This window comes from Vibrio sp. 99-8-1, from assembly GCF_013114595.1.
Classification (GTDB): Bacteria; Pseudomonadota; Gammaproteobacteria; order Enterobacterales; family Vibrionaceae; genus Vibrio.
The window spans coordinates 41,842-67,135 of the sequence record NZ_VTXE01000004.1 but is presented as its reverse complement, the minus strand read 5'-3'; the positions used below and the strand labels follow the sequence as shown (position 1 = coordinate 67,135).

At 41.9% G+C, this 25,294-nt stretch carries 26 protein-coding genes; 5 read left to right on the top strand and 21 right to left on the bottom strand.

All coding sequences use genetic code 11. The annotated features are described in order from the left end of the window. Positions 1-22: 22 nt before the first annotated feature. The 7 genes from F0227_RS02975 to dbpA all read right to left on the bottom strand — a co-directional run bounded on the left by F0227_RS02975 (position 23) and on the right by dbpA (position 7,763). Positions 23-1,024 carry a substrate-binding domain-containing protein gene (locus F0227_RS02975; protein ID WP_171751682.1) on the bottom strand — a complete coding sequence of 334 codons (1,002 nt, stop codon included), beginning with the start codon at positions 1,022-1,024 and terminating at the stop codon, positions 23-25. Positions 1,025-1,036: 12 nt separating this feature from the next. Beyond that, positions 1,037-2,005, bottom strand: a complete 969-nt coding sequence (gene rbsK / locus F0227_RS02970) for a ribokinase (RefSeq protein ID WP_171751681.1) — start codon at positions 2,003-2,005, stop codon at positions 1,037-1,039. A 188-nt stretch (positions 2,006-2,193) separates the two neighbouring features. After that, positions 2,194-3,072 carry a ribose ABC transporter substrate-binding protein RbsB gene (gene rbsB / locus F0227_RS02965; protein WP_171751680.1) on the bottom strand — a complete coding sequence of 293 codons (879 nt, stop codon included), beginning with the start codon at positions 3,070-3,072 and terminating at the stop codon, positions 2,194-2,196. 61 nt (positions 3,073-3,133) lie between these two features. Next, positions 3,134-4,120, bottom strand: coding sequence for a ribose ABC transporter permease (gene rbsC / locus F0227_RS02960; RefSeq protein ID WP_171751679.1), 987 nt, complete (start codon positions 4,118-4,120; stop codon positions 3,134-3,136). Next, positions 4,117-5,622: a ribose ABC transporter ATP-binding protein RbsA gene (rbsA, locus tag F0227_RS02955; protein ID WP_171751678.1), complete on the bottom strand. Its 1,506-nt coding sequence runs from the start codon at positions 5,620-5,622 to the stop codon at positions 4,117-4,119. The genes rbsC and rbsA overlap by 4 nt, the downstream gene beginning before the upstream one ends. Before the next feature lie 42 nt (positions 5,623-5,664). Then, on the bottom strand, positions 5,665-6,084 hold the full coding sequence (gene rbsD / locus F0227_RS02950) for a D-ribose pyranase (RefSeq protein WP_171751677.1): 420 nt from the start codon (positions 6,082-6,084) through the stop codon (positions 5,665-5,667). Between the two features lie 293 nt (positions 6,085-6,377). Beyond that, entirely contained in the window at positions 6,378-7,763 is a 1,386-nt protein-coding gene (dbpA, locus tag F0227_RS02945) for an ATP-dependent RNA helicase DbpA (RefSeq protein ID WP_171751676.1), read from the bottom strand. 168 nt (positions 7,764-7,931) lie between these two features. On the opposite strand from dbpA, the gene dmeF reads away from it, so the two are divergent. Together dmeF and F0227_RS02935 are read left to right on the top strand one after the other, a co-directional pair. Next, on the top strand, positions 7,932-8,906 hold the full coding sequence (dmeF, locus tag F0227_RS02940) for a CDF family Co(II)/Ni(II) efflux transporter DmeF (protein ID WP_171751675.1): 975 nt from the start codon (positions 7,932-7,934) through the stop codon (positions 8,904-8,906). 1 nt (position 8,907) lies between these two features. Then, complete coding sequence (locus F0227_RS02935; protein WP_171751674.1) at positions 8,908-9,324, top strand: MarR family transcriptional regulator; 417 nt, start codon at positions 8,908-8,910, stop codon at positions 9,322-9,324. Between the two features lie 3 nt (positions 9,325-9,327). Here the strand turns inward: F0227_RS02935 and F0227_RS02930 are convergent, their stop codons facing one another. The 3 genes from F0227_RS02930 to F0227_RS22070 form a co-directional block, all read right to left on the bottom strand. Beyond that, on the bottom strand, positions 9,328-9,891 hold the full coding sequence (locus F0227_RS02930; protein WP_171751673.1) for a sugar O-acetyltransferase: 564 nt from the start codon (positions 9,889-9,891) through the stop codon (positions 9,328-9,330). Further along, entirely contained in the window at positions 9,888-11,816 is a 1,929-nt protein-coding gene (locus tag F0227_RS02925; RefSeq protein WP_171751672.1) for an amylosucrase, read from the bottom strand. Before F0227_RS02925 ends, F0227_RS02930 begins: the two co-directional genes overlap by 4 nt. Before the next feature lie 304 nt (positions 11,817-12,120). Beyond that, positions 12,121-12,612 (bottom strand): RNA-binding S4 domain-containing protein, encoded by a 492-nt coding sequence (locus F0227_RS22070; RefSeq protein WP_171751671.1) that lies wholly within the window; start codon positions 12,610-12,612, stop codon positions 12,121-12,123. 556 nt (positions 12,613-13,168) lie between these two features. Between F0227_RS22070 and F0227_RS02915 the strand changes: the two genes are divergently transcribed. Next, on the top strand, positions 13,169-15,037 hold the full coding sequence (locus F0227_RS02915) for a methyl-accepting chemotaxis protein (RefSeq protein WP_171751670.1): 1,869 nt from the start codon (positions 13,169-13,171) through the stop codon (positions 15,035-15,037). A gap of 91 nt (positions 15,038-15,128) precedes the next feature. On the opposite strand, the gene F0227_RS02910 is transcribed toward F0227_RS02915, so the two are convergent. After that, positions 15,129-16,499, bottom strand: coding sequence for an alpha-amylase family glycosyl hydrolase (locus tag F0227_RS02910; protein WP_171751669.1), 1,371 nt, complete (start codon positions 16,497-16,499; stop codon positions 15,129-15,131). 396 nt (positions 16,500-16,895) lie between these two features. Between F0227_RS02910 and F0227_RS02905 the strand changes: the two genes are divergently transcribed. Together F0227_RS02905 and glgC are read left to right on the top strand one after the other, a co-directional pair. Next, positions 16,896-17,768: a LysR family transcriptional regulator gene (locus F0227_RS02905; RefSeq protein ID WP_171751668.1), complete on the top strand. Its 873-nt coding sequence runs from the start codon at positions 16,896-16,898 to the stop codon at positions 17,766-17,768. Between the two features lie 172 nt (positions 17,769-17,940). After that, a complete protein-coding gene (glgC, locus tag F0227_RS02900) occupies positions 17,941-19,161 on the top strand; it encodes a glucose-1-phosphate adenylyltransferase (protein ID WP_171751667.1) in 1,221 nt (406 codons plus the stop codon). A 14-nt stretch (positions 19,162-19,175) separates the two neighbouring features. Here the strand turns inward: glgC and F0227_RS02895 are convergent, their stop codons facing one another. The 10 genes from F0227_RS02895 to F0227_RS02850 form a co-directional block, all read right to left on the bottom strand. Then, complete coding sequence (locus F0227_RS02895) at positions 19,176-19,802, bottom strand: HD domain-containing protein (protein ID WP_171751779.1); 627 nt, start codon at positions 19,800-19,802, stop codon at positions 19,176-19,178. A 97-nt stretch (positions 19,803-19,899) separates the two neighbouring features. Further along, positions 19,900-20,292: an NUDIX domain-containing protein gene (locus F0227_RS02890; RefSeq protein ID WP_171751666.1), complete on the bottom strand. Its 393-nt coding sequence runs from the start codon at positions 20,290-20,292 to the stop codon at positions 19,900-19,902. A gap of 72 nt (positions 20,293-20,364) precedes the next feature. Beyond that, positions 20,365-20,865 carry a hypothetical protein gene (locus F0227_RS02885; protein WP_171751665.1) on the bottom strand — a complete coding sequence of 167 codons (501 nt, stop codon included), beginning with the start codon at positions 20,863-20,865 and terminating at the stop codon, positions 20,365-20,367. A 70-nt stretch (positions 20,866-20,935) separates the two neighbouring features. Beyond that, on the bottom strand, positions 20,936-21,145 hold the full coding sequence (locus F0227_RS02880; protein WP_171751664.1) for a GDCCVxC domain-containing (seleno)protein: 210 nt from the start codon (positions 21,143-21,145) through the stop codon (positions 20,936-20,938). 114 nt (positions 21,146-21,259) lie between these two features. Beyond that, on the bottom strand, positions 21,260-21,796 hold the full coding sequence (locus F0227_RS02875) for a ClbS/DfsB family four-helix bundle protein (RefSeq protein WP_171751663.1): 537 nt from the start codon (positions 21,794-21,796) through the stop codon (positions 21,260-21,262). A 133-nt stretch (positions 21,797-21,929) separates the two neighbouring features. Next, on the bottom strand, positions 21,930-22,463 hold the full coding sequence (locus tag F0227_RS02870) for a GNAT family N-acetyltransferase (RefSeq protein WP_171751662.1): 534 nt from the start codon (positions 22,461-22,463) through the stop codon (positions 21,930-21,932). Beyond that, positions 22,460-22,729, bottom strand: a complete 270-nt coding sequence (locus F0227_RS02865) for a DUF1778 domain-containing protein (protein WP_171751661.1) — start codon at positions 22,727-22,729, stop codon at positions 22,460-22,462. The genes F0227_RS02870 and F0227_RS02865 overlap by 4 nt, the downstream gene beginning before the upstream one ends. A gap of 152 nt (positions 22,730-22,881) precedes the next feature. Continuing rightward, positions 22,882-23,376: a hypothetical protein gene (locus F0227_RS02860; RefSeq protein ID WP_171751660.1), complete on the bottom strand. Its 495-nt coding sequence runs from the start codon at positions 23,374-23,376 to the stop codon at positions 22,882-22,884. A 146-nt stretch (positions 23,377-23,522) separates the two neighbouring features. Then, positions 23,523-24,296 (bottom strand): hypothetical protein, encoded by a 774-nt coding sequence (locus tag F0227_RS02855; protein WP_171751659.1) that lies wholly within the window; start codon positions 24,294-24,296, stop codon positions 23,523-23,525. Continuing rightward, a complete protein-coding gene (locus tag F0227_RS02850) occupies positions 24,293-25,030 on the bottom strand; it encodes a hypothetical protein (protein WP_171751658.1) in 738 nt (245 codons plus the stop codon). The genes F0227_RS02855 and F0227_RS02850 overlap by 4 nt, the downstream gene beginning before the upstream one ends. Between the last annotated feature and the right edge of the window lie 264 nt (positions 25,031-25,294).

Genomic DNA, 25,294 nt, shown 5'->3' with positions numbered 1-25,294 from the left:
TCATTGAAAAGTAAGTAAGGGATTAGCGTTTTACTACGCTATTTCGGACAACCAGAGTAGGTTCAAGTTGAAATTGTTCTGGTTCCGAACCTGCGCCGTCAATGCGATGCAGTAATCTATCAACCGCGGTTCTACCCAGCCTAAATTTGGGCTGATGTATGGTGGTTAATGTCGGGACCATATACTTGGAAATATGAATGTCATCATAGCCAATAATGGAGAGTTGTTGTGGAATGTTTACCTGCTTTTCATTTGCCGCGTTAATCAAACCCATGGCCATCATATCGTTGCAAACAAACACGGCGGAAGGAAGCGGGCCATTATCAAATAGCTGATTAAACGCTTGATATCCACCATCGCATTCAAAATTAGACTCAATCACCCATTTGGGATCTACAGCAATATTGGCTTCTTCCATCGCTTTGCAAAAACCTTGATAGCGAATTTTTGCCTGATGGTGGTGCATAGGGCCAGTAATACAACCAATTTGTTTATGACCATTTTCAATCAGGTACTTACCCGCTAAGTAACCGCCATGCTTTGAGTTATCGTTTATTTTATCGCTGGTAAAGTGAGTCTCACCCCAATCCATGACTACGGTTGGAATATTTGGATATAAATCAAAAACATCTAAATATTGCCCTTCTAGAGTGGAACAGAGCAATAACAAGCCATCGACTCTTTTCTCAAGCAGGGTGCTCAGCGAGGCTTTCATTCTTGCTTCATCACCTTCGGTGTTACATAGGATCAGATTATAGTTTTGCTCATAACAGCGTCGCTCCACCCCTTTTACTACCTCACCAAAAAAAGGGTTCGTTGAGGTAGTCACCAGAAGACCAATGGTTCGGGTACGGTTCATTTTTAGGCTTCGCGCCAATGCCGATGGTGCGTAATGCAGATCTTTTGCCGCTCGCTGCACTCTCTCTGATATCTCTTCACTGACATATCGAGATTGATTAATTACATGGCTAACAGTAGAGGTTGAAACACCTGCTCGTTTTGCAATGTCTTTCATTGTTGCCATGAAAATCGTCCTTTAGTCATTCATCTGTTGTTGTAAAAAAGCGTCAGCTTCAACCCGTGTCGGAATAGAGGTTTGTGCTCCAAAACGAGTTACCGAGATTGCCGCCGCAGCATGAGAGAACTTTATCGCTTCTTCTAAGGACATGCCTTCTAGCATACCCGTCAGTAGAGCGCCATTAAAGGTATCACCGGCGGCTGTAGTATCTATCGCGTTCACTCTAAAGCCTTTTATTACCTTACCACTCTCGTGTTGCTCATTCTCACCACTGATTTTGGCAGCACCCTTTTCTCTGACACTTAACCAAACCCCTTCCGCACCTAGCGTTATCATCACCATGCTGATGCCTTTGGCGTGAAGGATATCTGCGGCTAGCTGCGCGGAACGCTCATCGAATACCGTGACACCGGTAAGCAGTTCTGCTTCAGTCTCGTTTGGAGTAATAATATCGACGCAAGAGAGCAGTTGGTCACTAAGCGCGGTGGCGGGTGCAGGGTTAAGAACCACAGTGGTAGCCGATGCTTTAGCCATTTTGGCTGCAAGCTCAACACCACAAATAGGGGTTTCGAGTTGCATTAACAAGTAGTCTGCATTCTCAATAAGCGGTATGTGTGGTGTAAGACGCTCGGCATCCAATTTACCATTTGCTTCTGCGGAAATACAGATGCTATTTTCGCCGGTATCGGCAACCTGAATCATAGCGATACCGGTAGGGGTATCTTGCTCTTCCATCACGGCTGACGTGTCTATGCCCGTCGCCTGAAAATTCTGTTTCATCTCTTTGCCAAAAGCGTCATCACCTACAGAGGCAATAAACGCGATATCTGCGCCAAGACGAGCAGCGGCAACCGCCTGATTCGCTCCCTTGCCTCCCGGGATAACTTGATAGCCAAAACCGTGTAATGTTTCTCCCGGTCTTGGGAAAGACGGCACTTTTAGCACATGGTCAGCATTAACACTTCCCAATACAACTAGCTTACTCATATATATTAACCTCAGCTCTGGATAAGAAAGCGATCAGCTGTTACCTACCCTGACATAAAACTTATTGATTAAAGAGGACGACTTTAAATCCTCAGCAGATTACGTATCTGTCCGCCGATAACCTTAATCAATAAACTTTATAAAGGGAGGAGGAACTCCTCCCTTTTTATTACCGATTAAAGAATCAATTATTCCATTACGATTTTAAGAGGTACTGGAATGTAAGCTTCTACTTTTTCGCCTTTTAGAACTTTGTCAGCAGTCTCGATACCTAGCGCACCGATAAGTTCTGGTTGTTGTGCAACTGTAGCAGCAAGTTGACCACGTTTTACAGCTGCAATACCGTCATCTGTACCGTCGAAACCAACAATAACAATATCTTTGCCTGATGCTTGAACAGCGCGTAACGCACCTAGAGCCATTTCATCATTTTGAGCAAATACAGCTTGAACATTAGGGTTAGCCGCCAATAAGTTTTCCATTACATTTAGACCTTTAGTACGGTCAAAATCTGCTGGTTGGCTCGCCAATAGCTGCATGTTGCTGCCTTTAACTGCATTCATGAAACCTTCGCCACGCTCACGAGCAGCAGAAGTACCAGCGATGCCTTCTAATTGGATCACTTTTGCATCAGGTGCAACAACTTCAGCAATAAAGTTACCGGCGAGTTCACCACCTACAACGTTATCTGAAGCAATATGGCTGACTACTTCGCCGCGAGATGCACCACGGTCCAGCGTCAATACTGGGATATTTGAACGGTTAACCATGCGGATAGCGTTAGATACAGCATCAGAGTCTGTTGGGTTGATTAAAATCGCTTTTACGCCACGAACAGTAAGATCTTCTACGTTCGAAAGCTCTTTACTTGGATCGTTTTGAGAATCCAATACGATTAGCTTATAGCCCAACTCCTTCGCTTTTGCTTCTGCACCATCTTTCATTGATACAAAAAACGGGTTGTTTAAAGTGGATACCACGACTGCTAAAGTATCCTCGGCAAAAGCAGAAGTACTCATAGAAGCAGACAAAACAGCAGCAGAGATAAAAGTTGCAATCTTTTTCATTTGTATAGTCCTTTGTTACGTAGGGAGGCCAGCTTATAACTGACCTATATTTTTAATATTGTTACTTGTTTTTGTTATCAACCAGTACCGCCAGAAGAATCACAACCGCTTTGGCTATCATCTGGTAATACGAAGATACGTCTAATAAGTTGAGAGCATTGTTTAGGAAGCCAATAATTAACGCCCCTATTAACGTTCCCATGATTCGTCCGCGGCCACCGGCTAAGCTGGTGCCACCAAGAACCACCGCTGCAATGGCATCTAGCTCATAAGCCATACCAGCTGTAGGTTGTGCAGAAGATAAACGAGATGTGACGATAATGCCGGCTAACGCCGCTAATAAACCACATACCGCGTACACACCAATTTTAACTTTATCTACATCAATACCTGACAGGCGAGTCGCCGATTCATTACCGCCAAGTGCATACACATAGCGTCCGAAACGAGTGTGGTTAAGTACATACCACGCTGTGGCAAAAACGATAACCATGATCCAGACAGGAACAGGAATACCTAATGTGTAGCCCGTACCAAACCAGGCAAATGCATCGGCAGTGTCTGTGAATCCCGTCGAAATAGGGCGACCATCGGTATATACCATGGTGACACCGCGCAGCAAGGTCATGGTCACTAAGGTGGCAATAAACGCCTGTACTTTACCTTTGGCGATGATAATGCCACTGATCGCACCTAATGCAGCCCCTGCAACCAATGCTGTTGGCACAGCAATCAGCACGGGAACTTCCATCGCCACTAAGCTGGCGGCAAACGCACCACATAACGCCAGCACAGAGCCCACGCTTAAGTCGATTCCCGCCGTCAATATAACGAGCGTCATACCTACCGCAATGATGGCGTTAACGGATGTCTGTCTTAGAATGTTTAATACGTTATCTACCGTAAAAAAGTTGGGATTTAAAAACGACACCACAGCGATCAAAAACAGCAGCGCTATTAGCGATTTCTGTTCAATTAACCATTCTTTACTCAGTAATTTTTTATCTTGCATGGTTTCAGTCTTATTGGTTGTTAATAGAGTACTCATGCTGCCTCCTCATCAATTGATTTTCCGACAGCGCAAGCCATTAGTTTTTCCTGATCAGCGTCTTTAACATCAAATTCTCCGCTGATGTGCCCTTCATGCATCACCAATATCCGGTCACTCATTCCAAGTACCTCAGGCATTTCTGAGGAGACCAAAATGATGCTCATCCCTTCTGTTTTAAATTTATTAATCAGTTGATAGATCTCTTTCTTTGCACCAACGTCAACACCCCGAGTTGGTTCATCCAAAATCAGAACTTTAGGGCGCGTCATTAGCCCTTTTGCGATGGCCACTTTTTGCTGGTTACCACCCGACAAGTTGCCGATAATTTGGTTGCGGCTAGGGGTTTTAATATTGAACAAGCCAATAAAGTCATCCACCGCCATCACTTCATCTTTACTCTGAATATGAATGCCATTGGTTAACTGCTCTAAACAGCTTAGCGACATGTTTTCTTTTACTGACAAGCTTAAAATTAGGCCATCGCCTTTACGGTCTTCTGATATGTAGGCGATACCACTGGCTAGCCCTTCTTGTGGGCTACGTGCGTTAACACTTTTGCCGTCCAAAATAACGTCACCGCTCTCTCTCTCTAGTGCACCGTATATCACTTTCATAAGCTCTGTTCGCCCTGCACCCATCAGGCCAGAAATACCTAATATTTCGCCTCTATCTAGGCTGAAGCTGACATCGTTCACGCCTTGTGCAGACAGATTTTTTACTTCTAAGCAGGTGGTTCCATGCACAGCGTCTATGCGGGGATATTGCTCATCAAGTTTTCGCCCTACCATCATCTCAATAAGGCGGTCTTCATCAGTATCCACAACAGCACATTGACCAATGAACTTACCGTCTCGTAATACGGTAATGTCATCACACATTTGGAAAATCTCTTTGAGGCGATGAGAAATGTAAACAATACCGCATCCTTCTTGACGCAATTCATCAATCACCTTAAACAGTGATTCTGTCTCTGTGTCGGTCAGTGCGTCTGTAGGCTCATCCATGATGATCACTTTTGATTCAAATGAGAGCGCTTTTGCAATTTCAACCATCTGCTGCTCACCGAGGCTAAGCTCTCCAAGCGGACGTTTAGAGCTGTGTTTGACATTAAGCCTAGCGAGTAGCTGGTCAGCCTCGCGGTACATATCAGCCCAGAGAATCCGCCCCATAGGCGATGTCTTTTCTCGGCCAAGAAATATATTCTCTGCAATGGTAAGTTCAGGAATAAGGTTTAGCTCTTGGTGAATAATACTGATGCCCGCTTCTTGAGAATGTTTAGGTCCCTCAAATGCAGCCGCTTCACCTTGATACTTAATAGAACCCGCATCTAATGAATAGATACCGGTTAGAACTTTCATTAGAGTTGACTTACCTGCACCGTTTTCTCCCAACAACGCCATCACTCTTCCCGGATATACGTTGAGGCAGGCATTATCCAGCGCTTTTACGCCCGGAAATGCTTTGTCGATGCCGTTAAGTTCTAAAATTGGTTGAGTCATTCTCTGTTCCTCTATACTCAGGTTGTTGGTATTCAAGGTTAATTAAAAAACCACACCTGTTTGGAAGATGACGTTTGCATAAGGGGTACATTCCCCTGTTCTTACTACGGCACGACTCTGATGTGTTCTCGCTTTAAACTCTTCATGAGAAACATATGAAATGGCGATTTTCTTACCTGTTTCGGCGCTATCCTTATCCAACACTGCAATCAACTGGCTATGAAGCTCTGGACTCACTTGACGTGTTTCCTCAGCAATCACCACACCTTCAATTTGTGACTCTTTTAGCAAAGTCTCTACTGTCTGAATAAACCCCGGAACACCATGTGTAAGCGCTAGGTCAATTCGCTCTACTTCAGCAGGAATTGGCAAGCCTGCATCGCCGATGGCTATTTCATCAGTATGGCCAAGCGTGGCAACAAGATATGAGAGCTCAGAATTTAACAACGATGTCTTTTTCATAAATAGGTTCCGTATTCATTACCAGTGTGAGTACCAATAGATAAGAGTCTTTTCCCTCTCATCGAAACGTATCGATGAACTTACAAAAAAAACACATCGAAACGTTTCGACAAATAATAGCGGTTAAATTTTTTTTAGCTTGTAATGAAAAATAGATGTGTGATTTAAGTCTAAGGAATTGGTGTTTCTATGGATGGAAAAAAGATCTTTATCACTTTTAAAGTAATTATTCGTAACAAAAAACCTTCCAATTTTGGAAGGTTTTTTGTGATCAAAATCTAAATGAATCGGCGCTATTTAAGAATACGAGCTCTAAATTTACGACCTTTAAGCTTTCCGTTTTCTAGTTTAACTAAGGCTTGTTTCGCTATGGATTTATCCACCGCTACGTACGATCTCATGCTGAATAAGTTAATCTTACCGACTTTTTTACCATCGATCCCGTTCGCTCCAGTCAGTGCGCCAAGAATGTCTCCCGCCCTTACCTTCTGCTTTTTACCGCCTGCGATTTCAATGGTTACCATATTGGCTTGGAAAGGCTTAAGGGATAGCACAGAGTCATCTGGTAGTGCCACGGGCTCAATTGGCAGGTCCATATACTCATCTATCATTGCTATACGGTGCATCTCTTTATCACTAAATAGACTGCATGCCATACCTTTGCTTCCGGCTCTGCCTGTTCGGCCAATTCTATGCACATGCACTTCCGGATCTCTTGATAACTGATAGTTAATCACCATGTCGAGGTTATCAACATCTAATCCTCGTGCGGCAACATCTGTGGCGATCAATATAGAGATGCTTTTATTAGAGAACTGCACCAAAGATTGGTCACGTTCTCTTTGCTCCAAATCACCATGCAGGTCAATGACATCGAAGCCCGCGTGATAAAGCTCGTCAGCGACTTCTTGTACTTCTCGTTTGGTATTACAAAAAATCACCGAAGATTCTGCCTGATATTTTAGCAATAGTTTCTGTACCGCTTGTAAGCGCTCTTCGTTATCGGTGATTTTATAAAACGTTTGTTGAATAGTGCTACTGGCGTGGGTTGACTCTACTTTCACCAACTCAGGCTTCTGCATTATACGGGTAGCAATAGATTGAATCTGCTCTGGGAATGTTGCACTAAAAAGCAACGTTTGGCGCTGCTGGGGTGCTTGGTCAATAATGGCATCCAACGCATCTTGGAAACCCATATCAAGCATTCGGTCCGCTTCATCCAATACCAGTGTATTAAGTTCAGCAAGATTAATGCGGCCTTTCTCCAAATGGTCAAGAATACGGCCAGGAGTACCCACCAAAATATGCGCACCGTGCTCCAATGAACCTATTTGTGGCCCCATTGGCATTCCGCCACATAAAGTCAGCACTTTAATATTATGAATGGTACGTGCCAGCTTACGAATCTCTTTTGCTACTTGATCGGCTAACTCTCTTGTTGGGCATAAAACCAAAGATTGAACTCTAAATCGCTTAACGTTCAGGTTGGTTAATAAACTTAATCCAAAAGCCGCGGTTTTTCCGGAGCCTGTTTTCCCTTGCCCAATAACGTCTTTTCCAGACAACATTAAAGGAAGGCTTTGCGCCTGAATCGGCGTCATTTCGCTATACGCCATAGACTCCAAGTTTTGTAACAGCGCTGGAGAAAGTGATAACTGGGAGAATGAAGTATTGCTCAAGGGAGTTCCTTTTTTAAGGTAGAAAAACAGATTGTACAAATTAGCCGTGCAAGATAACCACATAATGAGAGTAGCACAACAATTATCCAATCATATTGTCAATAAATTTTACTTTGATAATCAAATAATCTATTTTATAGATAACTTGAATTACAAACTGATTATTATATGACCAGCAAAGATCGCTTTTTATCCCCCCATTCTCACCATTTTACTAAGCACAACCATAGCGGTGAACGAAAAACCTACTATGTATTGGCTCTCACCGTAGTCACTATGCTTGTTGAGATTATAGCGGGGTCATATTACGGCTCAATGGCACTACTTGCCGACGGCTGGCATATGGGAACTCATGCCGCAGCGTTCTGCATCACCTTGTTTACTTATCACTATTCTAAAAAACATGCTCACAGTGATGATTTCTCATTTGGTACAGGAAAAGTGAGTGTACTAGGAGGCTTTACCAGTGCCATTGCCCTTAGTTTAGTCTCACTATTAATGATCGTTGAGTCGATACACCGACTCTTTTCACCGCAACAGATACAATTTAACGAAGCCATAATTGTGGCGATTGTTGGATTAATTATAAATACGATATGCATGTGGTTATTGCATGATAATCACCATCATGATGCCAATGGACACCACCATAACCATAACCATAACCATCATGAACATGAACATGAGCATGAGCATGAGCATGAGCATGAGCATGAGCATCATCACGACCACAACCTAAAAGCCGCTTACCTACATGTTTTGGCTGACGCATTAACCTCATTACTGGCGATCGCGGCACTAATCATAGGTAAGTTCTTAGGTATTATTTGGTTAGACTCGATAATGGGTATTGTTGGTGCCATCGTCATTATCAACTGGGCCGTAGCCTTGGTAAAACAGACCAGCCCAATTTTGCTCGATGCCAGTATCAGCGACCAAGAAAAGCAGCAGATAAAATCACAGTTAACGCAGTTGGGTGCAAAAGTAACCGATCTTCATATTTGGAAAATAAGTTCCGATCACTACTCTGCCGCGATCGTTTTGCAGAGTGATCAAGCCGTTAATAGTGAAAACTATAAACGAAGCTTAGAAAAATTTGTTAAAATCAAACATCTAACGTTAGAAATCAATCAGGAAGAGTAAAATGCAAGCGCTAAACAAGTTGAATCACTTGTTAATTGAGTTCTATGACAAGCTATCTTCATGGGAACAATCTGTTGTAAAAGAGACAGGCTATTCATTAGCTCAGGTTCATACTATTGAAGTACTTGGCAATCATGGCTCAATGCGCATGAAAGAGCTGGCAGACAAACTAGGTATAACAACTGGCACCTTAACCGTCCAAGTTGAAAAGCTAGTACAAGCTGGCATGATTGAGCGTTGCCCTCACGAGAATGACAGACGCTCAATTGTGGTGGTGTTGACTGAAGATGGTCAGCAGTTACATCAACACCACAATGAGCTACACCTAAAGCTCACCCAAGATCTCACTAGGCATGTCAATTCAAAACAGAGAGACATGCTGGTGACATGCCTTGAGAAAATGAATCGTGAGTTTTAAGTTTTAGCTGTTATCTATTTCTCGAATGACTCGACATGGATTTCCCGCAGCAACTACGTTGGCGGGAACATCTTTTGTAACCACAGCTCCCGCACCAATGACACTGTTGTCACCAATAGTAACGCCCGGGCACACTATCGCCCCACCACCAATCCAGACATTGTGACCAACTTTAATAGGCAGGCCAAACTCAATTCCCTGCTCTACTCTGCTCTTCACATCCAAAGGGTGACCCGCAGTTAATAGCTGAACATTAGGAGCAAGCAGAACGTTATCGCCAATTTCAATGGTATTCACATCCAAAAGAGTGCAGTTGAAGTTAGCATAAAAATTATCGCCTAACTTAATGTTTGTACCATAGTCACAACGAAACGGTGGCTCTAGGTAGACTTCACCTTTAGCGTGTGGAAACAACGACTGTATTGCTGATAACCACTCTTCACTATCGGGAATCGTCCCATTCAGTTTTTGAATTTTCTTACGGCACGCTATACGTTCAGCATAAAGTGTTTCATCCCAAGCAAGATAAGGTTCGCCTGCTAACATTTTCTGTTTTTCTGTTTTCATTTTTTTGCCTTTAGCCAAACAACATCATAACTATCAAGGGTAATTGGCTGTGATAGATCCACCCGCTGGTCAGATAATATATCCACCACATGACAGCTAGATAAAATATCGCATATTGAACTTGGTACTGTTTGTGGCTGCTCACTAAAATTGGTAATTGCTAATAGCTTATCGCCACTGATATGTTTGCGGACATAGGAGAATAGACTGCTCTGGTAAGTTTCTAAAATCTCCGTCTCTGCTTCACCAAAAATCTCTTCTTGCTGCCTCAGCTTAATCATTTTCGTCAGCTCAGCATGGACAATACCTTGTGGAGCGCTTTGATCATAAGCAGCATCTACCGCCTGCTGAGTGATCGCTGGTCGATTTACCCAGCGAGCATCCGCCTGTTTATGCGGATCCATTTCATAACTGTAATCATTAAGAATGGCCAACTCATCGCCTTGGTAAATTAGTGGAATGCCGCCAATGCTTAAGTTGATACTGTTTAACAAGCTTATACGTTTAATCGCTAAGTTTTGCTGGTGAACATTGTTGCTCTGTATCGCTTTCTCTAAGCCCGTCAGAGAAGCTAATGAACCACACACTCGGCAGTCGCCTGTTTGTGGGTTTTCTTGAAACGGAACTCCCTGCGCGAATGAGCCGGGGAATCGTCCGGTATAGAACTGATTAAGAAACTGGCGGTGATCATGCCCGTTTATACCGAGATTATCCGCAATATCATCATCAAAGGTCCAGCCAATATCGTCATGACAACGAATGTAATTGACCCAACTGCAACTTGGCTTAATGGTAAAACTCTTTTTTAACGATGCCGTTAAAAGCTTGGTTTCTCGAGTGGCTAAGCTCTCCCACATTAATGCCATCATCAATGGGTTATAAGAAAGCTGGCACTCATCCTTATCAATGTACTGTGCCACTTCATCAGGGTGTACAATCGCTTCTGATTTAAACTGCACAGAAGGAGCCACAATTTTAAGAGATAAATTGAATGCCTGAATAAGAGTATGAGCTTTCGGTAAACTCTCGCACTGCGTCCATTTCTCTTTCCAGATAAAGGCTAATGCATCCAGCCTCAACCCTTCGCAACCTATGTTAGCTAAAAACAGCATTTCTCTATTGATGGCATTAAAAACCGCAGGGTTAGAGAAATTTAGGTCCCACTGAAAGCTATTAAAGGTGGTCCATATCCATCGATTCACTTGGGCGTTATAGGTAAAACTGCCACGCCGTACTGAAGGAAAGATCTCTCGGCATGTTTGGTTGTACTGTTCAACTTCACGGATGTCATCGAGAAAGTAATAATAGTTTTGGTACTCAACATCCCCTGCTAATGCTTTTTGAGCCCAAATATGTTCATTTGATGTGTGGTTAAAGACGAAATCTAAGACAAGACTGATGCCTTCCTTTCTAAACGCTGCGGCTAAAGCAAGCAGGTCCGCTTCGGTTCCTAAGCGTTTATCGACTTTTCTATAATCTGAGACCGCATAGCCGCCATCACTTTCTCCTTCCGGCGACTTATACAACGGCATTAAGTGAACATAATTAATGCCGAGTGACTTAAGGTAGGGAATTTTCTTTGTCACTCCAGACAAATCACCAGCAAACAGATCCACATACAGAGCCATACCGAGCATCTTTTCATTTCGATACCACGTTGGTTGCTTTAGTCGTTGCTCATCTTGCTGTTTTAAATCGTTATCTCTTGCAGCAAAAGAGTCAGACAACTCCACAAGTAATTGTTGCAAATGCCAAAAGAAATCATATTGATCACCGTACAGGTGGTGCAATTTAATCACTAACTGGGGAAAATAGTGATCAAGACGCTGTAAAAAAATCTTCTCGTCTTTTTTACTTAACTTTGTTAACTGAACAGACTCTAGAGCTTGTCTTAATGCTCTTTTTCCTTGATCTTGCGACAACATAACCCACTCCGATAACCTATATGCTGCATGGAATATAGTAAACTTAAACGATTAAGTATTGTTTAAGATAAGCTTAAGAAGCAAACATGTGAAGTCGTACCATTTTATTCTCAAGTGACCTCAAGGTGTAGGATTCAGAGCCGCATCAACAGGTTCAGTTCAAGCAAGATAATCGAAGCAATAACATTCCCCTTTCAAAGTTATCTGACGCAGAAATGAGCATGTTGAGGTTACTTGAATGTACAAAATGGGATGGTCATGTAAGGCCTGTTGACCACCAATAATCAACAGACCCTACATTTAATCAAAAGAATTGAATTGATTTTCTTCCCTTAGAGGGCTTGTTCTCTTGTTCAGGATTATCTTGCTCTGACTGCTGTTCTTCAACAGAGTCACTCTGTATGTCTTCTGAAGTGTCGTATTGCTGGTTGATCGCTTCTGCTTCTTCTGCGGATACTTGAAACTCTTCTGCCGTTAAGTCATTTTCATCTATTTCAGGCAGTTCATCCATATCATATTGTTGTTCCATGCCTTCTACACAGATGACGACATAGTATTCCTGATTAAACTCTATCAAATCGCCATCGTACATTTTACGGCGTTTACGTGTCTCTATCTCACCATTTACTGCGACATAACCTTCTGCAATGATGTGTTTTGCTTCTCCACCACCATTCACTAAGTTGGCGATCTTAAACACCTTATACAGTTCAACAGGTTCATTAGAAATCTCTACTGCTATCGCTTCAATTTCAATCTCTTCTTGATCGCTGGAGTTAGATTGTTCGAAATTCATTTTCTTTCACTTATGTTCAGTATAGGCCGCAAGTTTATCACATAGATAGAACGACTTTCATACTAGTTGTTAATGCCAATTCTTGTTTCAAACTGCAAAAATCAACACCACCACCATGATTTGCACCCTTTAATCATTAAAAATTAGATTAATTACTCTACAATCAATCACTACGAATTTGATCCAAGTTTGTTTTTTATCAATAAACCGAAAGCAACGTCATTAAGAATTAATTGCTATCTTTCGCTTCCCTTATAGAAATGCTGACTTACATTACGGCATTTTTATGGCTAAATTTGTCGCAAAAGCCCACTATTAAAGCATTTATACGCAGTTCACCCTCTGTAATCCATAATTTTAGAATATGCTAAACTCTAAAGTAACTCTTATAATTACCGATAAACCATTATGAAAGCTCTATTTAAATAACATTTAACTTTCATAAAAGTAAAAACTGACATACAAAAATTACAAGTTAGTTTTACATTAAATCATCATACAAAAGTTGGCGCTTTTTAATCCTTATGTTCCATGGAAGTACTTGAAGGAATCAGATATGAAATTTAGCCATAAAATCGTTATCGCTTCAGCAGTTTTAATGCTAGTAACGGTAAGTCTACTATCAGTAAAACAAGTCATGACTATCCAGTCTGAGCTCGAAGCCACTATCGAAGTTAGCGTTAAAGACATTATGCAAAGTGTCAAAAATAACGTAGTCTCAGAGATGGAAGGGCGTAAAGACGTTGCTCGTTACACCACCAACATCGTTGAGCGTAACTTAGCTCCCGACGCAATCATGGCCGTTATCGATCAACCTGCCCTTAAAAAACCTTTTGTACTCGTAGGTGGGGGATTAGAAACGAACGGTCAAGCCATTAGTGGCGATCCAGGTTGGGATCCAGGTTCTTCATGGGATGCTCGCGCTCGTCCTTGGTACAAAGATGCAAAAGCTCAAAATCAGTTGATTGTTACCGACCCTTATGCCGATTCTGTAACCAAAGAGATTCTTATCTCCATTGCGACCCCATTAAGAGAAAACGGCCAGTTTAAAGGCGCACTCTTTTTTGATGTAAGCTTGGTCGGTCTGGCAGAAATCGTAAACAACGTGCAACTGTTTGATGCCGGTTACGTATTTATTGTCGATAGCAAAGGCTCAACCATTGCTCACCCTGATGCAGAGAAAAATGGCCAACCATTCTCTTCCTATCAAACTGGTGTGCAAATTAAGCAACAGATGCAACATATTGATGTTGATGGGCAAGAGTTTGTCTTTAACTTTGTAAAAGTACCGAATCAAGATTGGTTTATTGGTGTTGCCTTAGATCAGGATATTGCATTTGCTTCGGTTTATGAGATGCGCACATCATCCATCATTTTCACCGTTGTAGCTCTAATTATTAGTATCACACTCCTATTGCTACTTATTGCGAAATTGATGCGCCCTCTTGACTCTCTGAATGACGCTATTCAAGACGTAGCAACTGGCGATGGTGACTTAACACAACGTCTGTCTACCAAAACCGACAAAGAATTTGCCGAACTTGCTGGTGGGTTTAATACCTTTACAGAAAAACTACAAGGTCAAATTAAACAGCTTAAAGGCATTGGTGAAGAGATTATTCGCGGGGCAGAAAGTACCGCAGAAGGTTCATCACACGCTGCAAGTGCCATGCAAGAACAGTTGCAAGAGCTTGAGCAACTGGCTACCGCAATGAACGAAATGGCCACTACCTCTACTGATATGGCAGGCAATGCACAAGGTGCCGCGGGTGCCGCTCAAGAAGCCGATGATGCCACTCAGCAAGGTTCACTGGTTGTTAGCCATACCACAGAGTCCATCAATGAGTTGTCCAACCGTATTGATCAAGCCGTTAGCGAAGTGAAAGCGCTTGAGGATGCAACGGACAGCATTGAGACGGTACTGCAAGTTATCAATGATATCGCCGACCAAACTAACCTGTTAGCACTGAACGCCGCGATTGAGGCTGCACGTGCCGGTGAGCAAGGTCGAGGTTTTGCGGTGGTTGCCGATGAAGTACGAACCCTTGCACAGAGAACGCAAGAGTCAACGACTGAAATCCGCAACATGATTGAGCAACTTCAAGCGGGTGCAGGTTCTGTTGCCAAAGCGATGGGACTAAGTAAAGAAACCGCGAGTAATACAGTTGAACAAGCACAAGAAGCAAACATCGCTCTAGAACGTATTCGTGATGCAATTCAACGCATTTCTGACATGAACATGCAGATTGCTTCTGCAGCCGAAGAGCAAAGCTTGGTGGCTGAAGAGATCAACTCTAATACAGTGAAAATTAAGGACCTATCTGTTCAGGTATCTGAAGGGGCAAACGAAGCGAACATGGCAATGCAAGTACAAACAGAGAACGTTCGCGAACAGAGCAATATCTTGAATAAGTTTATTGTTTAAACCAAACAATAATTAAAGATAAAACGCCAGTGCAGTCATGCCTCTGGCGTTTTTTTTGGGCTCTTAGCTCTTAGCTCTTAGCTCTTAGCTCTTAGCTCTTAGCTCTTAGCATCATCAAACACGATTGTGCAGGCAGTGTGAATTCAAATTCTCCGTGCTGAGATAAAAACAGGCTGTCGCTAAGCAGATCGTACATATTCCATGGCCAATCGATGGATATCTGAATCGTTTTTTCCGATTTATTAATGGCGACTATGCCTTCTTCACCTCGGGAAAAGACTAAATAGTCTTCATCTCCAACGACTCTTGCCATCGTTTGACCATGCACTTTATTGTGGAAGCGAATCATAGATGCCATACGGTGCTCTTTCCATGCATCTTGCCAACGAGGTTTACCTGATTCGTCACGAATATTGCTGGTGTTTAAATCACTATATATCAGCGGAACACCACCATCCCGACCAAGTATATAGCAGTAAGCTAACCACTCGTATCGCTCCTCCATCACCAAATCGGAAAACACATCGTTATTGGGGATGTCATGAGTAATAGCAAAAGTGATCGCTCTGGATTTAGACAACGCTTGTCCAAAACAGTAAGGGTTTATCAGAGACTTCATGTCTCCCGTTTCACTGAATGCCTTAAAAATGCTATTAAAAAGGGGAAAGTCATAGGCAGCTAAAGTGGTAGATTGCAGATAAGGTTGCAAAAACAACTGGTACTCTTCCTTAGTTGCTCCTCCATCGGTAATTATCTCGCCAAAAATATGCACATCTTGGGTAATATCGCGGGTCCACACTTTATTTAAATGTTGTAGTGTCATGTGCTTTGCGGCATCAATACGGAACCCTTTTACACCTAACTTTTTCAGTGCTCTCAAATAGTGTTGCTGCTGCTCAACCACATGCTCGTTGTCAATCAACGTCGGTAACCCCGGGTCTTCTGGTCCTCCTGAAATTCGACCATTTTGAACCTGCCATTTATTCTTCCAATCTTCAATGCCAAACGCTTCAACAAAATCCTTCTCGGTAAATAGTGGCTGAGTAAGATCGCCAAACAGACGCCATTTTTGATATTGGTTATTGTCTCGTTGGTAACTTTCCATATCCCCGTGACTAGGGTATTGCAGATCCAACCTTTCACTGGATTCGTTAGCCATGTGATTGAACACCACATCCACATAAACCTGCACATCAACTTTTGTTAAGGCCGTAATCATTTCAATAAACTGTTCCGTATTACCGAGTTGATTATCTATAACCCGATAGTCTTGCGGTTGATAGCGCTGCCACCACTTAGTTGCTGGGTCGCTTTTTAATGACTTCATTGGAGGTGAAACAAGTACAGAGCGATAGCCGAGCTGGCTAATTTGCCCAGCTTTTTCTGCTACATCCTGATAAGACCAATCGAACGCATGCAAAATCACATCCGTTGTAAAAATTTCGTTTTGCTTAATGTTCATTTAAACATCCTGTGTTTACTTGCGCGTTAAAGAAACCCCGTTACCTTAGGGTCTGTTGACCTTTCCCGTATATTTTTGCAACTTTTTGTTGGTGCTTTATACAAGACAGCGTCTGTGCCGTATAGTCAACGACACAATCAGGCGATAACGCATTAACTTAAACCATTACCAGAATTATAAAGGCACTGTAACGGAATAAATCAGCCTTTAATAGATTGATTTGGGGGGAGAATAAGGGCGTAGAGAGACGGAACATGGTCAACTAACTTCATTAAGCTAAGCTATACGGCCGATTGAGTTCTGTGCAACCAAATATATCATGAATATAAATACTATCTTTAAAAAGATTAGATTATCAATTAACCTTAAGTTAATAATCACCTGTTATGAAAAATTATGTTAATCAACCCTTGGCTCTACACATTTAAAACTCTGGTCGAAGTGGGACATTTTACCAAAACCGCTGAAAAGCTTTTTATGACGCAACCGGGAGTGAGCCAACATATTAAGAAACTGGAGAACGAACTGGGGGTACAACTTCTACTTAAGTTTGGTAAAAAATTCGAGCTTACCGACGCTGGCAACCAAGTTTATCAGTTCTCTTGCCAACAGCTAAAACAAGAAGCGGCACTAAAACAGAGCATAATACAAGACTCAGAGCACAGCGGAGACTGTCGCTTTGCTATGTCTGGTTCACTCTGTATGCAGTTTCAAGCCACATTTTTAAGCAGACAAAAACAGTACCCGCAATTACGGGTTTCGTTAGAAGCCGCACCAAATTCGCGCATTGCAAACGACTTAATAGACAATACTATTGATATTGGTTTGATGACCAAAGTACTTCCATCTGATCAGTTACACTACCAAAAAATAGGCGAAGAGAAGTTGTTCTTGATTCTGCCGGACACAGCCAAATCCATCGCAATCACTGAACAAAACCTAGCGGAACTTGGGGTTATAGACCACCCTGATGGGAAACACTATTTAAGTGAAATTTTACGCAGTTATGGATTAGACAAATCGCAAACGAATATACCGATCAACGGTTACATTAATCAGTTAAGTCAAATTCTTTACCCTGTAGCGCAAGGACTCGGATTTGCTGTATTACCGTTAAGTGCAGTATCTCTATTTCCCCAGCAGAAAGATATTCACATTACTCACCCGCCTCTACAGTGCAAAGAAAGTGTTTACTTAGTCACCAAGCAAAACAGACCTATCGCCAAGCGCTATCAATGGTTTATCGACACGCTTTCTCAATCGTTTTGAACATCTCCCTTTAGGAAGTACCTATTTGGTGCAAGTTAATATCAACCTGCGCCACTCTAGTGCAAGCATCAAGAACCGAATAACTCAACTATTTAAATATCAACAGGTTAACTGTTGGCTCGATACTTGATTAATAAATGTATCGTCACTTGATTAGCTTGGGGATTAGATTATGCACGACACGCTTACAGTAGTACTTGCCGGAGGTATGGGGTCACGCCTATCCCCTTTAACCGATAACAGAGCAAAACCCGCCGTTCCTTTTGGCGGCAAATATCGCATCATTGATTTTACCTTAACCAACTGTCTGCATTCTGGTTTGCGACGCATTTTAGTGCTGACTCAATACAAGTCTCACTCGCTACAAAAACATTTGCGAGATGGTTGGTCGGTCTTTAATCCTGAGCTAGGTGAATACATTACGGTTGTGCCTCCTCAAATGCGCCACGGTGACAAATGGTACAGCGGCACCGCAGACGCCATTTATCAAAACTTATGGTTGCTGTCTCGTAGTGAAGCTAAGTATGTTGTTGTCTTATCGGGGGATCATATTTACCGCATGGACTATGATGCCATGCTTAAAAAACACAAAAAGACCAATGCCGACTTAACCGTTGGTTGTATGGAAGTGCCCTTAAATGAAGCAAGTGCCTTTGGGGTAATGTCTATTAATGAGCAGCAACAAATCGTGGCGTTTTCAGAAAAACCCGCCCGTCCAACATCTATCCCCGATAAGCCAGACAAAGCGCTTGCCTCTATGGGGATCTACATCTTTTCTACTGATGCGCTAAATCAAGTGCTTCAACAAGATGCCGCTAACCCTAGATCCAGTCATGATTTCGGCAAAGATATCATTCCCAAACTCATCGATGGCGAGAAGGTCTATTCTCATCAATTTGGTGGCGAGTCAGGTCGAGTATCTGCAGATACCTATTGGCGCGACGTAGGAACCATAGACAGTTTTTATCAGGCCAATATGGATTTACTACAACCTGTACCACCGATGGATTTATACCAGAAGAATTGGCCTATTCGTACCTATGAACCACAACTGCCACCAGCCAGAACCGTCTCATCCGCAACCGGAAATGAAGGTATATTTATCAATTCAATTATCTCAAGTGGCGTGGTGATTAGCGGAGGCTCAGTACAAGACTCGATTTTGTCACCAGAGGTTAAGGTGGAGAATGGAGCCACTGTATCTAGCTGCATACTATTTGACAATGTGTCCGTTGGTGAGAACTGCCAACTAAAAAATTGCATCATAGATAAACATGTCCAGATCCCAGCAGGAACCAAAATTGGTATAAACCCAGCTAAAGACAGAGAGCGCTTTACCATCTCAGAACAGGGAGTGGTCGTGGTTCCGGAGTCTTATTGCTTTGATTCATGACTTTAAAGCGACCGCTAAATCTCGGAACCGAGCTGCTTTAAATATTCCAACATAAAAGCAGTTCGCCTCTCCGCTTCTGCTTTGGCAGAAGATGTGTTCATGCTCTTTTTAAGGTTAAGCAACTTCACATAGAAGTGATCGATACTATGCTGTTTATCATCTAGATCGCGAGACTGAGCAAATGGATCTGAAGGGTGGTAGAGATCGACACCTAAGCTGGTACTGACTTGTAAACACCTTGCAATACCAATGGCACCTAGAGCATCTAACCGGTCGGCATCTTGTACTATCTGCGCTTCCAATGTTTCTGGCTTGATGTTAGCGCTGAAACTGTGCGCTATGATCGCGTGGCTGATTTCAGGAAACAAGGCTGGGGGGTAACCGATATTATCAAGGTAAGCTAGCGCTTTTTCCGATGCTATCTTAGAGCTGCTAGCTCTTTCTGGATGATTCTTTGCAAATGAGAAACAGTCATGAAGATAGGCCGCTGGAAGTACGATTTCCAACTTTGCGCCTTCACTTTCGCATAAAGATTTTGCCGTTTTGACCACTCTTAAGACATGGTTTAAGTCGTGAGCAAGATCTTGCTGCATTTCCAACTCGATAAATTTACAAAACTGCTTCTCGAAAGAGTCTAACATTTGACGTTTCATAGCTATTTTATACACCCTACACCGCAAAACTCACTCAATAAGCAACAACAACGTGCCCTATCACGGCCATTAACCAGACACTTGTTCAAAGGTAGCGACTCACCCTTGCTACTTCTGCCAACGCAATATTATCAGCTTCTATAGCAAGCTGTACGGAAGCCAACTTAAACCATTGCACATCTTCAGCTTCTTGGGCTGTAATTTCCCCTTGCCACTGATTAACAATATAGTAATGAATCAACTGTAGTTCACTGGTGGGATGGTATAGCGAACATAAGTACTGGTACTGAGTTGGAATAACATTGAGCTCTTCCTTCACCTCGCGGCATAAGGTTTGCCGTTGAGTTTCACCTTCATCCATGTGCCCACCAGGAATATTAATCAAACCTGGATCTGTTCTCTTATACTCGCTGCGTTTTTCAAGCAAAACGTTGTCATCCTTAAGCAAAATAAAAGAGACGCACTCATGCACTTCCATCTGATTGTTCCTTACTCTATTTTATAACCAAGTGATGCCAAAGAGCTTGTTTAGCGATAGTACCGGTTTTTATCAAAACGCTGACTTGCGTTGGCACTTCAATACAGGCCCATTATTAAGGCCTTTCATTTCCATTCTTTCTGCGCTTTCAAATGAGAGTTCATACGCACTAACTAAAACCTCGGGCATATCACTATTAATTTTGTCCACAACACTTCTTGAAAACATATTGTTTGCAATCGCATCGCTCTCTGCTGCTGTTTCTATCAATACGTTGCCATCTAACTGCCATGTTCCTTTCGCCTCAATTTTAATGGACACTAAGTTACTAAAACTACCCATGCGTTCTTCCATCTTTCCTGTGGTATTAAAGGTTTTATTTTCCGCATAGTTGTTTTCTGTTTTAAACTCAGGTCCCCTACCGTTAGCAAATGCACTGGCATCGCATTTCCATACACCTATAATCTGATCAGAACTTACATTTTGAACACTAGAATTTTCTTCTACTGGTAACTCTTTACTGGCACAAGCACCAAGAAGGGTGCAAACAACTAACACTGCTATTTTTTTCATTTTATTCCTTTGTACCAACTGTTCATTTCGAGAGGTTTCTCCCTATTATGTAATCTGGTTTTACAAGCAACTAATTACAGCACTTACCTTGCTCTTGAATTGGAGGGCAAGGAACACTGCCATAAGAGCAAAATACACAGCAATCGCCAGTGTTAGGTTTGAGTAACTCTCCACACCCTTTGCATTCGTAAAAATAGAGACACGAATTTGTAGGCATGACTTCTCGGCTTTTATGTCCGCACGTCGGGCAAACCAACTCTGACTCCAATACCGTTTTCATGGCTACTCTCCTTTATTCTGAACTCATTCAAAGCATAGAGCCTCAGTGGCGACATAACACTAAAGGCAAATATAAAACATAAAGATACACACGAGTCTTAACTGGCGACACTGTTCAAGACTGCATTTTTGCGTGAGCTCGTAGCTTCTTTAACGCCCAATCATAATGACTTGGCATCGCGGATACACAATAACTTCCTAGCGTTGTTGTGCCTGTCCAGTCGAAGTACTGTTTAGTGTACAGCTCTTCATTGGTGAAGTTTTTAGCGACTTCGAGCGCGGCTTTATGGCTCTCTTGCAGCAGAGCCTTTGCAGTTAACAATTCGGTTTGTTGATGTTTTTGCCAAAACTCAATATTCATCTGGCCATACGTTTTCCAATTGTATGGTGGAGGAAGAAAAGCCGCTTTCTGACCCGACATGTTTGAATTGACCCAATTTAGTAACAACTGATGCCACTCATACAGATGTATCAAAACATCCCGTAGGTTTCTGTCTCGGCTCCAATGCGATTCTTTTTTGCTTTTGTCATCGGAAAAATCAAATTCGGTATTTAATGCTTGTTCGGACATAGAATCGATATACCGAAACAGCTTTATAAAATTATCATCCGCTTGAGAAATTAACTCTTCTTTTGTCTTAGCTCTCGCCATAACAGACTCCATTCTTCGTCGACAGGTAAACACCAACACTTAACCTAAACATTATACCGATAACACTCAAGCTGCTTAGAACAAAAATGCCAAGTGTTGTGAATCACGATTAGATGCGTAATATGTTCATAGTTTATTGATTAAATAGCCTATCTAACGTTTTCATAGGTAAAAACAGACGCATACGTCCGTTATATTCGCACAAAATTTCAAAGCCGAACTTTGTATAGAATGCTTGCGCTGAATCCGTAAGGCAGTCCACCACAATCGCATAAGCTCGCATATGATGATTCACTTCCCAAAGATATTTCAGAGCGCGGATTAAGCTAATTTTTCCAAGCCCTGAACCATGAAATTCTTTATGCACAGCTAGCTGAGCTAGGAGAAATACTGGTATTGGGTATCTAGGAAGTTTTTTTGCTAGTTGCGTTGGTAGGGTCTCTCGACGGATTGAGCTAGGAGCAACGCTATAAAATGCACATATAGCATATTTTTGATTAAACAATGGTTGAGCACTAGGCAAAATCATCGTTCGGCTAATGCCTGCTTGCATATGTTTTGCCGCTTGAGTGCGAATAAACGTATTCAGCTCTTTCTCACCACAATCGAATGAGTTGCGGTCGTGCTTTGATTTACTAAGTTCTACGAACTCTTTGCTCCAACTCACTTAATACCGCTCTCATTTGCAAGTTTGGCCGCTTCTAACAAAGCTTTATTTGGTGCTTTTGCTTTGTCACATGCCACCATAAATTCATCAAAGACACTGTCTTTAACCACTATGCCTTCGTGCTCTGCAATTACGTTTGTTGCATCTTCATCCATAAGCCTAACTACATACTCAGTAAGACTTTTTAGCCCAAGCAAAGCCGATGCTTTTTCAGCTTTTGCCTTGATCTCTTCATCAAGACGAATATCTAAACGTGCTGTTGCCATAACTCCCTCCATGTACGGAATATTTCCGTAACAGAACAGATTATAGAGCAAACATTGAGCACGTTCAATTTGTACTGAAGGTATGACATTTGTGTAGTAACCAGTATACATTGTTGTTAAGAATATTAAGGTGCCACTCCCAATTATAATTATTATTTGGGATGATGAATTATTGTAGGCTTGCTATGACATGAGCCCTTACTGAAGAAATCTACACCACCATCGTTAGGAAGCTGTTTCATTACAAGTGACAAATATGAACGTTTATCTTCGCGCTCGGATTTTGGATCGTTAAAACCCCATACCTCAACAAATAGAGGGGCATCAACAGATACTAGCCTAGTTTCCACTAGTTGATCTTCTGTGAAACTGCACAACTTTTGGAAATAGGAAAAAATATCTTTAGCCAGCACCTGGCTATTAAAAACGATACTTTGGGATACTTCTCCAGCAGCTTCAGCACTATAAGTCGCAAATTCGTCATTTTCAGAATTCAACTTGTAAATGAAAGGATTATAATCTTGCATCAGATTTTTATTAACTTTCGAGAAAACAGTTTGGTGAGAAACGCCTGAGCAACCGGTGGTGAGTATTATGAAAAGTGCAATGATCAAGTATCGGAATTTTATTATTGCATATGAAGTCATATAGTCGTTTCCTAATAAATTTCAAATATTAAGGCGCCTATCCCAATTAATTATATTAAATATTAAAGTGCCTATCCCAATTAAATATACACAAATTAAATTACAGTCTCGATGAGTGGCGTTTATTAGTTATACCAACCAATTTTTTACTGCTTAGTATCTTCAGCACGCCAAATAAAAGAATCTTCCGGGTCTAAATCAAACGGCTTGTCATAGAACATTAATCCTTCCTCTTCCATACGCTCTACGTCGAGGTTTTTTATTTTGATGCTCTCCGCAATCTGCTTCACAGCCTCTTTTAGGTAGCGTTCGTTTTCGATTTTTTGTTCATCAGCAGTACTCGCATAAAAGTTGATTGTATACCTGATAGATATCATTCGCATTCCATCATTCTCGCTAATAGTCCTATCATAATAACCACAGTCTATATGGGTCGTTTTACTTCCAGTAGGTGCATAGCTACCTCCGATACCTTGTAAATAAGAGTTCGCCATGCAATGTATCCCGTTAATATGAGTGGTCCATTTTTCAAAGAACGTAATACCCTGAATTTTGCTCCTCTTCAAAAAATCAGGCTTAGTAAAACGACGCCCATAATTTTCATCAAAATCACTATTTAAATAGTAATTATCTTCTGAAGAGATATAGTTATCAGTACTAATTCTCAGGGTCATAATGCTTGGGTTAGCATTTGATAACCCTATCCATTGTACTGCTCTGTTTTCGCTGCTCGTCCCACCATACAAAACTCTCCAGTCTCTAGTTTTATATAAGTACCAGTCTTGTTTTGGCGGATTAAAGACGATATAAGGGTTTTCGATAACATCAGCATCGGTTAAATAAAAATACTTCCCTCCGGAGCAACCTGAAGCAAAGATAACTGTCAAAAGAAAAGCCGTTACATTTATTAGTTTTTTCATGGTTGTTTTGGTCCGCATACCGCTGTGGATAAATCTCCGCAATTATAATTGCTATGTGGTGATTCATCAGAAAATAACTCCGATGCATTTTTATAGGTATCTATGTTTACTGCATCTTTTATGGTCGTTAACACCGTATTTCCTCTGTTTCCATCATCTCCGGTGTTCTTTCCAAGCACTTCACCAACAAAGTCACCGTCATTGGTAAAATTCCCCCTAAAATCAAACCCTGCATCTTCGACCACTTGCTTCATGTCCTCGGTATTTACAGGTGAACCATAACCGGCAAAGGTCGGGATTCCACTCTTTTCTTCACTCTTAAAGTAATCCTGTCCTTTAAATCCTCCCTGCTCATAGCTACCTTTGTCTGTAATATACTCAAGACCACTCTTGTTAAGCTGATTACCCTGCGAATGGTTGGCGAAATTGGAACCATCACTACCTTGCGCTGTTGTTGTATCACGAATAAATTCACCAGTCTGTTTGGCTATCCCTGTTGTCCCACCCATTTTATCCACGGCAGATTCTATACCGTCCCCTAAGAAGCCGTGAGTTGGATTGTAATTAACGTTGAGCAACACACTACCATATCCGGTACTATTCTCATCGTAATTGTGGGTCTGGCTAAGAACGTTTTTAATCGCATCTCCCTCGCTATTCATCATACCATTGGTACCATTTTGGAAGGTTGATGTGCCTTCAGTCACTTTGACCGGAGTTTTACTTATCAACAAATTCATTCCCTTCAGTTTACTCTGAGTTTCTTCCGACGCTTTTACGTAAAAGTCACTCTCTTCGGAACAACGACAGAACAACGAGGACATGCATCTTAAAAAAGATTCAAACCAACCCGTTCTCATCTGCTCAGTTATAAATAGGTTAATATACTTTTTCTATCATTTAGTTGAAACATATTGAAAAACAACAATTTTATGCGAATTTATTGTATAGACGTGCTCAGCAGATGCTGTGACCGGAGTTTCTATGAGAGTAAGAAG